Raw genomic sequence first — 11,466 nt, 5'->3', positions numbered from 1 at the left:
GCCATGAGCGCGAACAGGTTGGAGGTGGTGCCGCCCGGGCAGGCAGCGATGATCACCAGTCCCACGGCGATCATGGGCGACAGGTTGAAAATCGCGATGATCAGGAACGCCAGTGCTGGCATCACCAGGATCTGGGCAATGGTGCCGACGATGATCCCCCGGGGGTACACCGCGACCTGGCGGAAGTCCCTGGGCGTCAGGGTCATGCCGATGCCGATCATGATAATGAACAGGGAAAGGGGCAGTCCGATGGAAATCAGCGGGCTGGCTTGCATGGGGTGCGTCCTTTTTGACTTTTGTTATTGTGAATCCGGGTTCAATAATGCCGGACCCATTGGGAAAAGCCAATCAGGGCGAGCTGGAATCTGGAAACGGAATGTAGCAGCTGAAGGAAGGATGGAAACTGAGGGCGTCCATGCCCTCATGTTCCTGTGGGTCAGTCTTTTTTCTCTTCGCCTTCAGGCTTGTCGGAACCCTGGTGGCCAAGGGGAGAGGCCGTATCCAGCCGCGGGTGGTTGTCCATGAACTCACGGTGCGGATCGTCCAGCGCATCCAGCTTCTGCAGCGTACCCTTGATGGCGTGAATGGCTGCCAGAACGTCCTGGGTATTCCCGGACTCGGAAATGGTGTGCATGTTCCGGATCGGGAAGCCGATGGAGGTGGCTGCGCAGTCCACGCTTGCCAGCACGCCGGCCATGCCGTCAGTGCCGGTGTCCGGGCCCACCACGTCGCGCTGGAAGGGGATTTCCTGCTCGCGTGCCGTGGTCTCAAAGAAGCGGTTGAGCTGTTCGCTGGCGATGGCGCCCACGGACATGGTGAAGCCCTTGCCCATCTCCTGCGGGTTCATGCGCCGGTCCCCGATGCCCGGAGCGGCCTTGTAGTCGTGGTTCACGTCCACGCCGACCAGCGCATCCGGCTTGAGTTCACCGGCCAGGACGCGGCTGCCGAAGCGCCCGATTTCCTCGTAGGTGGCCATGGCGTAGAGCACCCTGATCTTCTCGGTGCCGCCGGCTTCCGCCATCAGGCGCGCCACTTCCGCAGTGGTGAAGCAGCCCAGGCCGTTGTCCAGGTAGGCGCCATAGAAGGTGTTGGGGCTGAAGCCCTTGCGGATGGGGCGGTCGAGCAGGATGGAGTCACCGGGGCGCACACCCAGGTTCTCGACCTGCTGCTTCTTGTTCTCGCCATGGATCTGCAGCTCCAGGTAGAGCTGTTCCTTCTTGATGCCCTTGTCGCCACTGCGCACATTCGGGTCCGCGAAGTGGATGGCGCCGAGGGCTTCCACTGTGCCGCCCTCGATCACGCGATAACTGCCCGGGTTCTCGGGGTCCTCGCTGAACAGCTTCACCTCGTGGCCGATCAGCGTGGTGGGCAGGAAGGAGTCGCTGTTGATCCAGATCTTGCCATCATCGCCGATGCTGCGCACCTGCATGCGGATCTTGTCCGCATGGCCGATGATCATGACCTTGAACATGTCCTCCCGCCCCGGGTGGGTGTCCAGCACAATGCCCGCATGGCCTTTGAACTGGTGGATGTGCCAGTCCTTCGGCGATACACGCTCAAGGTAGGGCTTGAGCACACCATAGGTCATGGCCGCCTCGATGCCGATCGGACTGGGCGCGGCCAGGATGTCGCGCATCAGCTCGAACTGGTCATCGGGCATGGGAGTATTCCAGGGCTGGGTCGATTCGGTCATCGCGTTGTCTCTGCCTTCTTTTTCAGGGGTTTCCGGTTCTGGAGTGAGTCTACCAGCCTGAAAGGATACCCCCTAATCCCCGAGACTGGCCAACCGTAAATTAAGATGCGCAATGCAAATAATATGGTGGAAAATGATGGCTCGGTGTAGAGTAAAAGTGCCATTCCATGTTCAGTGAATTCTGATGATGAAACCGCCAGTGCTGGTCATTCTGGGCCTGTTTTTGCTGCCCCGCCTCGTTTTTCCGGAAGACCGGCCGGAGATAGTGATTGCCGCGGATCAGTGGTGCCCCATCAATTGCCTGCCGGATAGTGATCGCCCGGGGTTCATGATTGAGATTGCGGGTGAGATCTTCAATGAAGCGGGCTACCGGGTCGTCTATCGGCTTATGCCCTGGTCCCGGGCCATTGTTTCCGGGCGTGAAGGGACGATTAATGCCATTGTCGGCGCTTACCGGGGCGATGCGCCGGGGTTCGTGTTTCCGCTTAACGAGCAGGGGCGGATCGGGTCTGCGGCACTGTTTACCCGTGCCGGGAGTGACTGGGTCTACCAGGATCTGTCGTCACTGGAGCAGGTCCGGCTCGGGACGATCCTGGACTACGACTATGGCGAATCGCTCAACGGCTATATTGAGGCGCATTCCCAGAGTTACCGGGTCCAGGTGATGACTGGCAATGACCCCCTTGCCAAGAACATTGAGAAGCTTCTGAGGGGCCGCATTGATGTGGTTGTGGAGGCGAAGCCCGTGTTCCGGTATCTCAGCCGTGAAATGGGCGTGGAGGGCGAGGTTCGCCATGCGGGTGAGGCCGCGCCTTCCGAGGACGCCTACATCGCTTTTTCCCCAGGGCTTGAGTCATCGCCTGAGTACGCCCGGATCCTCTCCGAAGGCATGGAACGTCTGCGGGCCAGTGGGGAACTGGCTCGGATCCTGGCACGCTATAATCTTGACGACTGGAAAACCGGAGAGTGACCAGGGGCTTTTGGGGGGCGGTGTGGAGTGGATTGATAGCGGAGCTCTCTAGGGATAATCGAAATCGGTAAGAACACCGGCGTCCTCGACCGTCAGAAACCAGCATTGGGCTGGGTACTTCTGGATGAGCACTCGGGCCCCCTGGTCGCCCGAGAGGCTGCACAGCTGTGACCAGTAGGCGCGTCCGAAGATGACCGGGTGGCCGGGCTGCCCCTGGTGGATCGGGCGGGTGATGCCGTCCTCCGTCGCCTGCTCACAAAGGGCGTTCAGGGTTTCGAGCTGGACCCAGGGCATGTCCCCGAGACAGATGGCTGCTGCTCCGATCCCGGACAGTGACGGGTCGGCACTCAGGGCCCGGAAAGCATCGGCGATGCTGCTGCCCATGCCGTCGCCGGCATTGGGAGCCCTGATGGTGGGAACATCCGGTGGCAGGTTGAGGTTGGCCGGGACGTCAGTGGCGCCAATCACCACGCGTACATCCCGGAACCCCATGCGGAGGTTTTCAAGCGAAGCCGCCAGCAGCGTGCGTCCGTCCGGCAGGGCAGCCACACGCTTATCCGCATCGCCGAAGCGCCGTGAGGCGCCCGCCGCAAGGACGAGCGCGACCACGTCATTGCTCATCAGCCCGCAAGCTGATCATTAACGGGCAACTGGCGGATACGCTTGCCGGTGGCGGCGTAGATGGCGTTACAGACCGCCGGCGCCACCGGTGGCAGCCCCGGTTCACCCACACCGCCCATGGGCAGCTCCGGATCGTTATTGACCAGGTGTGTGCGGACCTGCTTCGGGGCATGTTCCATGCGGGGCACGTTGTACTGGTGGAAGTTGTTCTCCTGCACACGGCCCTCCCGGAAGGTTATCTCGCTGTGCAGGGCAATGCCGATGCCCATGACGCAGGCGCCTTCGAGCTGGGAGCGGATGCGCTCCGGGTTCACCTGGAAGCCGCAGTCGAAGGCGATGTCCGCGTTGTGGATGGTCACGCTGCCGTCATCGCCGACTTCCGCATCGATCACGATGGCCGTGTAGGACTGGAAGCTGTGGTGGAAAGCAAGCCCCAGGCCACGGCCCTTGGGCATGTCACGCCCCCAGTCCGCCTTTGCGGTCACCGTCTCGATGACATTGCGCATACGCCCGGTGTCAATCACGTAGACCGATGGATCCTCGCCGTAATTCCAGCTGTCGCCGAAATCGCGGGGATCGATCCTGCGTGCTGGACCCAGCAGTTCCAGCAGGTAGTCCCGGTGGTCCTTGCCGGCCGCCTCGGCCATCTCGGCGGCAAAGCTCTGGATGGCGAAGGCATGGGGCAGGTTGTAGACCGAACGGAACCATCCGATACGGGCGTGGGACTCGGCTTCCGGGTTCTCGAGCTGGATGGCGGGTACATCGAACGGCATGGTGTTGAAGCCCATCCCGAGCTCAAAGCCTCCCTTGTGCTCCGGGTCCTCCTGGAACAATGAGGTGATGGTCGGAGACAGCGTGCGGTGACGCCAGCCTTTGGCTTTGCCGTCCGCGTCCAGGGCACCTTCCAGCCGGTCCACGGACAGGGCATGGAAATAGGCGTGATGAACGTCGTCTTCGCGGCTCCACTGAACCTTGACCGGGCGCCCGCCGGTTTCCTTTGCCAGAAGACCGGCTTCCAGAACATAGTCGGGCTTGGACTTGCGGCCGAAACCGCCACCCAGGAGCGTCACATTCAGCGTGACGTCCTCCTTGTCCAGGCCCAGCACGCCGGCCAGCCCCTCGCGGCCGGCGCGGGGGTTCTGGATCGGTGCCCAGGCTTGGGCCTTGCCGTCCCGGAACCGCACTACCGCGACCGGGGGCTCCATGGGCGCCTGAGCCATGTGGGGCATGTAGTAGGTGGCTTCGATGGTCTGGTCGGCACCGTCGAGAGTCTTCTGGATGTCGCCACTGCTGCGGATGACCTTGCCAGGGGACTGGGCGGCCTTTTCCAGAGCCTGGCGGTAGTCATCCGTGTTATAGCGCGCGTTGTCGCCCGCTGCCTCCATGTCCCATTCGATCTCCAGCGCATCCCGCCCCTGCATGGCGGACCAGGTGTTGCTGGCGATCACCGCCACACCACCCATTGGCTTGAAGCCGGCGGGCTCGCTGTTGGTGTCCAGGGTAACAACCTTCTCTACACCTGTGACTTTCAGCGCCTCGCTGTCATCGACACTGGCAACTTTGGCACCGAGTACCGGCGGCCGGGCGATCACGGCATGGACCATGTCGTCGAACTGGATATCCGCGCCAAAGGTAGCGCTGCCCTCGACGATCTCCTCGCCGTCGATGGCCATGGGGCGTTCAATGCTGCCGCTACCCCGCTGCCGGACCGGATCCGCCTCCTGACCGATGTAGCGGTGGGCCTCGATGGGCTTGAGCTCGATGGCACTGCGCTCCGGTACCGCCAGTTCCCGGGCGGCTTCCGCGAGCTCCCCAAAGCCAAGGGTGCGACCGGAGGCTTTGTGGGCCACTTCATGGACGCCCGCTTCGCATTCAGAGGCCGGAACACCCCATTCATTCGCTGCGGCCTGTTCCAGCATCATGCGGGCGGAGGCGGCCGCGCGGCGCATGGGGTCGTACCAGTGGCGCATGCTGCGGGAACCGTCGGTGTTCTGGTTGCCGTAGCGGTCCTGGTCGGCCCGGGCCTGCTGAACAGCAACCCGGTCCCAGTCCGCACCCAGTTCGTCGGCGGCCACCATCACCAGGCTGGTGCGGATACCCTGGCCCATTTCGGAGCGGTGGTTGATGATGGTGACTGACCCATCGGGGTCGATCTGGATGAAGACGTTGGGATCATCCACCCAGCCACCGGGCATGCCGGCAGCGCCGTATTGCTTCTCCTCGTCGCTGGCCAGGGCCATGTCCCAGCGGGCCGCCAGTACCAGTGCGGAGGCCCCTGCCATACCGCCAAGAAAGCGCCGGCGGCTGACGTTCGCGATCATCAGTGAGTCGTTTGATTCCGTCATGATCAGGAGTCCTCCTGCATCGCGTCGGCGGCGTAGTGGATGGCGTGCCGGATGCGGTTGTAGGTGCCGCAACGGCAGATGTTGCCGGTCATCGCGTCTTCGATCTCGGCGTCGGAGGGGGTCGCGTTCTGCTTGAGCAGCGCGGTGGCGCTCATGATCTGGCCCGCCTGGCAATAGCCGCACTGGGCCACGCCCAGGTCAAGCCAGGCATTCTGTACCTGCTGGCCCACCGGGTCTTCCTTCATGGCCTCGATGGTGGTGATCTTGCCGCCGGCGGCATTGCCCACCGTTGTGGTGCAGGAGCGGATGGGCTCGCCATCAAGGTGGACAGTGCAGGCCCCGCAGAGGGCCATGCCGCAGCCGAACTTGGTGCCCGTGAGCTGGACGATGTCGCGGATGGCCCAGAGCAGTGGCATGTCGTCCGGGACATCCAGCTCGTGGGTGGTTCCGTTGATGGTCAAGGTGGTCATGGCATTGTCTCCGCCGGTCGAATGGGTGTCTTTACGGCGTGAAAGGGCTTCCGGATTGTCGCATCAGTATAGTCATGAAAACCAGCCAGAGCCCAGAAGCAGCTGTATCAGGGTGGCATTGGCGATATCGATCAGGAACGCCCCCAGCAGGGGAATGACCAGGTATGCCTTGGGGCTGGCGCCAAAGCGTGAGGTGAGGGTGTTGATATTGGCAATGCCAACCGGGGTGGCGCCCAGGCCCATGCCGATGAAGCCGCCGCTGATACAGGCGGCGTCGTAGTCCCTGCCCAGCAGCGGGTAGACCACGAACACCGTCAGGAGGGTGATAACGATGGCCTGAATAACCAGTACAAGGCCGATCAGGCCGATGGCGTCCTGGAGCGAGAACAGCGGCAGGCTGATCAGGCTCATGCCCAGAAACAGCTGGAGGCTGAGGTCGCTGGCGAGCTGGATAGGGGCCGGGTCGATGGGGCGGCGGAGCAGTGCCAGCCCGTTGGAAAGCGCAATCCCCAGCAGCATGGCGGTGAGGAAGGCCGGCACACGGATGCCCATTTCCCCGAGCCCTTCATACATCCAGGAGCCGAGCGCGAAGCACAGGGCAATCAGAAGCACAGCCTGCAGCAGGCTGTTCATGTCGATCAGGTAAGACGGCGCAGTGCCGGGTGCCAGGCTGGCGACGCGCGGTTCCGTTCCACCGGGTGCGAGTCCGTGGCGGCGGATGAGCCAGGCTCCGACTGGGGCGCCCACCAGACCACCCAGTATCAGCCCGAAGGTGGCGAAGGTCATCCCCAGTGTGCGCGCATCAGAGAGGCCGAAATGATCCTCGAAAAGCTGGCCCCAGGTGAGCGCTGTGCCATGGCCGCCGGCCAGTGAGATGCTCCCGCCCACGAGCCCGTAAAGCGGGCTCTGGCCGCTCAGCCAGGCCATGAGGGTGCCGGCCAGGTTCTGGAAAACCAGCAGGACAACGGCCAGGCCAAACAGGAGCGCGAGCGCGCGTCCCCCCTCGATCAACTGCCGGAGCTGCGCGGACAACCCGATGGTGGAGAAGAAAACGATCAACAGGAGGTCGCGCAGCTGGAGATCGAAACGGATGTCCAGCTGCGTCAGCACTTCGGTCAGGGCAACCAGGCCACTGACGGCGAGCCCGCCACTGACACCCGGCGGCACATTGTAGCGGTGCAGCACCCCGGTCCAGAGGTTGAGGCGAACACCAAGCCACAGGGCCACGATCGCCAGTGCCAGGGTGACGGGGGTGCTGAGAGTCAGGAGTGTGGGGTCGGTGGCTGTATCCATGGGATCCAAGAATACGCCAGTTGTGGGTAGGGGAAACAGTCCGACGTCCACAGTGACGGCCCGGTGCTGACGCGCGGGTCTGGCCTCGCGGGCGTGGATTGGCTAGGGTCTGGCGTCTTCATTCACGGACAGAAAAGGTATTTCCATGGCTGATCTGATACTGCATCACTACCCCATGTCCCCGTTTTCGGAAAAGATCCGAGCCATGCTCGGGTATGCCGGCCTCGGCTGGGAATCCGTAACGGTGCGCGAGATGCCGCCGCGCCCGAACCTGGAAACGCTTACCGGCGGTTATCGAAAGATTCCGGTGGCCCAGGACGGCGCGGACGTGTTCTGCGATACCCGCGCCATTGCCAGGGAGATCGCCGCCCGGGCCAACCGGCCGGAACTGGTGCTGGAGGACAGCAGCGAGGCGGTGCAGGCATTCGTCCGGGAAGCGGATCTGGAGATCTTTCTGGCCTGTGTCATCGGGGCGAGTGGGCCGGGGATGATGGTCAAGCTGGCGAAGAGTACATCCACGCTCAACGCGCTGCGTTTCCTGAAGGACCGGATATCAATCGGGCGCACCGCCAGGGTATCAGCCATGAAACCGAAGCAGGCCCGCGCGAAGCTCCGCGAGCACCTGGACCGGATGGAAGGCATGCTGGATACGGCGTTCCTGTTCGGCGACACGCCCTGCATTGCGGATTTTTCCGCCTACCATGGCCTCTGGTACGTGCGCGATCTTGCTGAACATTCGGTGATGAAAGGGTATCCGAAGGTGAATGCCTGGATGGACAGGATCGAGGCGTTCGGCCACGGTACGGCACGTGAACTCAGCCAGAAAGGTGCCCTGGAGAAGGCCCGCGCGACCCAACCGCGGCCAATCGAGACGGAAGGGGACGACCCAATGCTGGGCAAACAGGTCGCCATCGCCCCGGATGACTACGCCCGGGATCCGGTAGAGGGCACCCTTGTGGCGTCCAGCGCGCATGAGAGCGTCCTCAGGCTGGAGAATGAGGGGACGGGTGTGCTGCACCTGCATTTCCCGAAGGAAGGCTTCCGGATAGAGTGTTGATATCATCGGTTGCACGATGATCGCGGATCATGAAGGGTAGGGCGAGCAACGGTCACCCATGAGAGGAGGAGCGACATGATCAAGGATAACCCTGAACGCTATGGGACGATCTCCCGGGCGCTTCACTGGCTGTTTGCCGTGCTGGTGCTCTGGCAGTTCATGAAGTTCTTTGACCGTATTGGGGAAGGGGAGCACTGGGTCGGTGAGACACTGGTCCCCTGGCACGTCTCGATCGGTACCCTGCTGCTGGTGCTGATTGTGGTGCGCGTTGTCTGGGCTCTGTCGCAGGCGTCCCATAGGCCCACGCACGAGCCCCCAATCAGGTACCTGGCACGGGGTGGGCATATCCTGCTCTATGCGGCACTGGTGATCATGCCCATTACGGGCATGCTGTACATGGTCGGTGAAGGGTATGGCGTTGAGGCTTTCGGCATCACCCTGATTGCCGAAGGTGAGGAAATCGCCTGGATGCATACCGTTGGCGGCCTTCACTCGATCACCGCCTGGGTGCTTCTGGGCCTGACGCTCGCCCACATTGCGATGGCTTTCTACCATCAGTTTGTGCGGCGTGACGGCACCCTCAGGCGCATGAGCTAGCCGCCATCGGCAGGCCGGGAGGCTCATAAAAAGAACCTATTGAAATGGTCAACAAATGCAACTGATGATAATGGGGCAAGAGCCCCGGTGAATGTCGTATAGTGTTCACGTCGATGACGTCGCACCGGGTTCAAACAGGCCCGTGGGCGGTCGTTTTGAGTGGACCTGCTTCATTCAACACTATAGTTACGATCGGAGAGATCTATGAGCGGAAACGAAAGCGGCGGTAAGTGCCCCGTTGTCCACGGTGGCAATACCCATGTGAATGACGATGTCATGGAGTGGTGGCCGAACAGCCTGAATCTGGACATCCTTCATCAGCACGACACCAAGACCAACCCGATGGGCGAGGACTTCGACTATCGCGAAGAAGTCCGCAAGCTCGATTTCGATCAGGTCAAGCAGGACGTTATGGACCTGATGACCGACAGCCAGGACTGGTGGCCCGCAGACTGGGGTCACTATGGCGGCCTGATGATCCGCATGACCTGGCACGCTGCAGGCAGCTACCGTGTATTCGATGGTCGTGGCGGCGCCGGCACCGGTAACCAGCGTTTCGCACCCATCAACAGCTGGCCCGACAACGGTAACCTGGATAAGGCACGCCGCCTGCTGTGGCCGATCAAGAAGAAGTACGGTAACCGCCTGAGCTGGGCCGACCTGATCACCCTGGCGGGCAACGTTGCCTACGAATCCATGGGCTTCAAGACCTTTGGTTTCTCCTTCGGCCGCGAAGACATCTGGCACCCTGAAAAGGAAACCTACTGGGGTAGCGAGAAGGAATGGCTCGCCACCAGTGACAATGAGAACAGCCGCTACGACGAAGACCGGAACCCGGACTCCCTCGAGAACCCGCTCGCGGCGGTGATGATGGGGCTGATCTACGTCAACCCGGAAGGCCCGGATGGCACGCCGGACCCGGCGCAGACGGCGCAGGACGTGCGCGTTACGTTCCAGCGAATGGCCATGAGCGATGAGGAAACCGTTGCCCTGACCATTGGCGGACACACTATTGGTAAATGCCATGGCAATGGCGATCCGGATAACGTTGGTCCGGCACCCGAAGGCGCAGACGTAGAGGAACAGGGTCTCGGCTTCAACAACCATGTCACGCGGAGCGTTGGGCGCGACGCAGTGACCAGTGGCCTTGAAGGCGCCTGGACCACCAACCCGACCCAGTGGGACCATGGCTACCTCGAAATGCTCCTCGACCATGAGTGGCAGGTTGTCCAGAGCCCGGCAGGCGCTAACCAGTGGGAGCCGGTGGACATCAAGGAAGAGGACATGCCGGTGGACGTGGAGGATCCGTCGATCCGCCGCAAGCCGATGATGACCGACGCCGACATGGCCCTGAAGGTCGATCCGGAATTCCGCAAGGTCTGCGAGAAGTTCCGTCAGAACCCGGACCAGCTGGACGACGCCTTCGCCCGCGCCTGGTTCAAGCTGATCCACCGTGATCTGGGTCCGAAAGACCGCTACATCGGCCCGGAAGCACCCACCGAGGACCTCATCTGGCAGGACCCGGTACCCGAGGGCAGCTGGAACTACAACGTTGAGGCGGTGAAGAAGCAGATCGCCGAAAGCGGCCTCAGCATCAGCGACATGGTAGCCACGGCCTGGGACAGTGCCCGTACCTTCCGCCAGTCCGACAAGCGCGGTGGTGCCAACGGTGCCCGTATCCGCCTGGCGCCGCAGAAGGATTGGGTCGCCAACGAGCCGGAGCGTCTGCAGCGTGTGCTCAAGGTACTTGAGCCGATCGCGAAGCAGAATGGCGCCAGCGTGGCGGACGTGATCGTTCTGGCCGGTAACGTGGGCATCGAAAAGGCCGCGAAAGCCGCTGGGCATGATATTGCCGTGCCGTTCCGGCCCGGTCGTGGCGATGCCACCGAGGAAATGACCGATGTGGATTCCTTCCAGTGGCTCGAGCCGCTGTCGGACGCCTATCGCAACTTCCTGAAGAAGGACTACAGCGTTCAGCCGGAAGACCTGATGCTCGACCGCACCCAGCTCATGGGGCTGACCGCGCCTGAGATGACGGTGCTGATCGGCGGCATGCGGGTACTCGGTACCAACCACGGTGGCAGCAAGCATGGTGTATTCACGGATCGTGAAGGTCAGCTGACCAACGATTTCTTCGTGAATCTCACCGACATGTCCTACAGCTGGGTACCGACAGGCGACAACCTGTATGAGATCCGCGACCGCAAGACGGACAAGGCGAAGTGGACCGCGACCCGGGTAGACCTGGTGTTCGGCTCCAACTCGATCCTGCGTTCGTACGCGGAGGTCTATGCTCAGGACGACAATCAGGAGAAGTTCGTACAGGACTTCGTGAAGGCCTGGAACAAGATGATGAACGCGGATCGCTTCGATCTGGAATGATCATCCCAGCCTGAGCTGAGACGACAAAAAGCCGGGTG

At 62.2% G+C, this 11,466-nt stretch carries 9 protein-coding genes and 1 pseudogene; 4 read left to right on the top strand and 6 right to left on the bottom strand.

Annotated elements, in window-relative coordinates:
- A pseudogene (locus QZ501_RS13160) lies at positions 1 to 275 on the bottom strand (bile acid:sodium symporter family protein); the annotation flags it as partial.
- A 161-nt stretch (positions 276 to 436) separates the two neighbouring features.
- The gene (locus QZ501_RS13155) at positions 437 to 1,693 is read right to left on the bottom strand and encodes a M20/M25/M40 family metallo-hydrolase (protein WP_151439212.1); all 1,257 of its coding nucleotides are present in this window, start codon (positions 1,691 to 1,693) and stop codon (positions 437 to 439) included.
- Positions 1,694 to 1,877: 184 nt separating this feature from the next.
- Here QZ501_RS13155 and QZ501_RS13150 point away from each other — a divergent pair, with 184 nt between their 5' ends.
- Positions 1,878 to 2,663: a transporter substrate-binding domain-containing protein gene (locus QZ501_RS13150; protein WP_295720106.1), complete on the top strand. Its 786-nt coding sequence runs from the start codon at positions 1,878 to 1,880 to the stop codon at positions 2,661 to 2,663.
- Positions 2,664 to 2,711: 48 nt separating this feature from the next.
- On the opposite strand, the gene QZ501_RS13145 is transcribed toward QZ501_RS13150, so the two are convergent.
- From QZ501_RS13145 to gltS, 4 genes are all read right to left on the bottom strand, one after another.
- Entirely contained in the window at positions 2,712 to 3,284 is a 573-nt protein-coding gene (locus tag QZ501_RS13145; RefSeq protein ID WP_295720104.1) for a nucleotidyltransferase family protein, read from the bottom strand.
- Complete coding sequence (locus tag QZ501_RS13140) at positions 3,284 to 5,629, bottom strand: molybdopterin cofactor-binding domain-containing protein (protein WP_295720102.1); 2,346 nt, start codon at positions 5,627 to 5,629, stop codon at positions 3,284 to 3,286. The genes QZ501_RS13145 and QZ501_RS13140 overlap by 1 nt, the downstream gene beginning before the upstream one ends.
- Positions 5,630 to 5,631: 2 nt before the next feature.
- Positions 5,632 to 6,099, bottom strand: coding sequence for a (2Fe-2S)-binding protein (locus QZ501_RS13135; protein WP_151439216.1), 468 nt, complete (start codon positions 6,097 to 6,099; stop codon positions 5,632 to 5,634).
- Positions 6,100 to 6,171: 72 nt separating this feature from the next.
- Positions 6,172 to 7,392: a sodium/glutamate symporter gene (gene gltS, locus QZ501_RS13130; RefSeq protein ID WP_295720100.1), complete on the bottom strand. Its 1,221-nt coding sequence runs from the start codon at positions 7,390 to 7,392 to the stop codon at positions 6,172 to 6,174.
- 145 nt (positions 7,393 to 7,537) lie between these two features.
- On the opposite strand from gltS, the gene QZ501_RS13125 reads away from it, so the two are divergent.
- The 3 genes from QZ501_RS13125 to katG all read left to right on the top strand — a co-directional run bounded on the left by QZ501_RS13125 (position 7,538) and on the right by katG (position 11,428).
- Positions 7,538 to 8,449, top strand: a complete 912-nt coding sequence (locus QZ501_RS13125; RefSeq protein WP_295720097.1) for a glutathione S-transferase family protein — start codon at positions 7,538 to 7,540, stop codon at positions 8,447 to 8,449.
- A gap of 75 nt (positions 8,450 to 8,524) precedes the next feature.
- The gene (locus QZ501_RS13120) at positions 8,525 to 9,046 is read left to right on the top strand and encodes a cytochrome b (protein WP_295720095.1); all 522 of its coding nucleotides are present in this window, start codon (positions 8,525 to 8,527) and stop codon (positions 9,044 to 9,046) included.
- A 204-nt stretch (positions 9,047 to 9,250) separates the two neighbouring features.
- Positions 9,251 to 11,428: a catalase/peroxidase HPI gene (gene katG / locus QZ501_RS13115; RefSeq protein WP_295720092.1), complete on the top strand. Its 2,178-nt coding sequence runs from the start codon at positions 9,251 to 9,253 to the stop codon at positions 11,426 to 11,428.
- The last annotated feature ends 38 nt before the right edge of the window (positions 11,429 to 11,466 follow it).

Source organism: uncultured Halovibrio sp. (assembly GCF_913056445.1).
Classification (GTDB): Bacteria; Pseudomonadota; Gammaproteobacteria; order Pseudomonadales; family Oleiphilaceae; genus Halospina; species Halospina utahensis_B.
The sequence above is the reverse complement of the archived record's forward strand: the minus strand, read 5'-3'. Positions and strand labels throughout refer to the sequence as shown.

What these genes read in the sequence shown, in the direction of transcription:
- QZ501_RS13155 (WP_151439212.1), bottom strand. Translation starts at nt 1,693, where the DNA reads ATGACCGAATCGACCCAGCCCTGGAATACTCCCATGCCCGATGACCAG.
- QZ501_RS13150 (WP_295720106.1), top strand. Translation starts at nt 1,878, where the DNA reads ATGATGAAACCGCCAGTGCTGGTCATTCTGGGCCTGTTTTTGCTGCCC.
- QZ501_RS13145 (WP_295720104.1), bottom strand. Translation starts at nt 3,284, where the DNA reads ATGAGCAATGACGTGGTCGCGCTCGTCCTTGCGGCGGGCGCCTCACGG.
- QZ501_RS13140 (WP_295720102.1), bottom strand. Translation starts at nt 5,629, where the DNA reads ATGACGGAATCAAACGACTCACTGATGATCGCGAACGTCAGCCGCCGG.
- QZ501_RS13135 (WP_151439216.1), bottom strand. Translation starts at nt 6,099, where the DNA reads ATGACCACCTTGACCATCAACGGAACCACCCACGAGCTGGATGTCCCG.
- gltS (WP_295720100.1), bottom strand. Translation starts at nt 7,392, where the DNA reads ATGGATACAGCCACCGACCCCACACTCCTGACTCTCAGCACCCCCGTC.
- QZ501_RS13125 (WP_295720097.1), top strand. Translation starts at nt 7,538, where the DNA reads ATGGCTGATCTGATACTGCATCACTACCCCATGTCCCCGTTTTCGGAA.
- QZ501_RS13120 (WP_295720095.1), top strand. Translation starts at nt 8,525, where the DNA reads ATGATCAAGGATAACCCTGAACGCTATGGGACGATCTCCCGGGCGCTT.
- katG (WP_295720092.1), top strand. Translation starts at nt 9,251, where the DNA reads ATGAGCGGAAACGAAAGCGGCGGTAAGTGCCCCGTTGTCCACGGTGGC.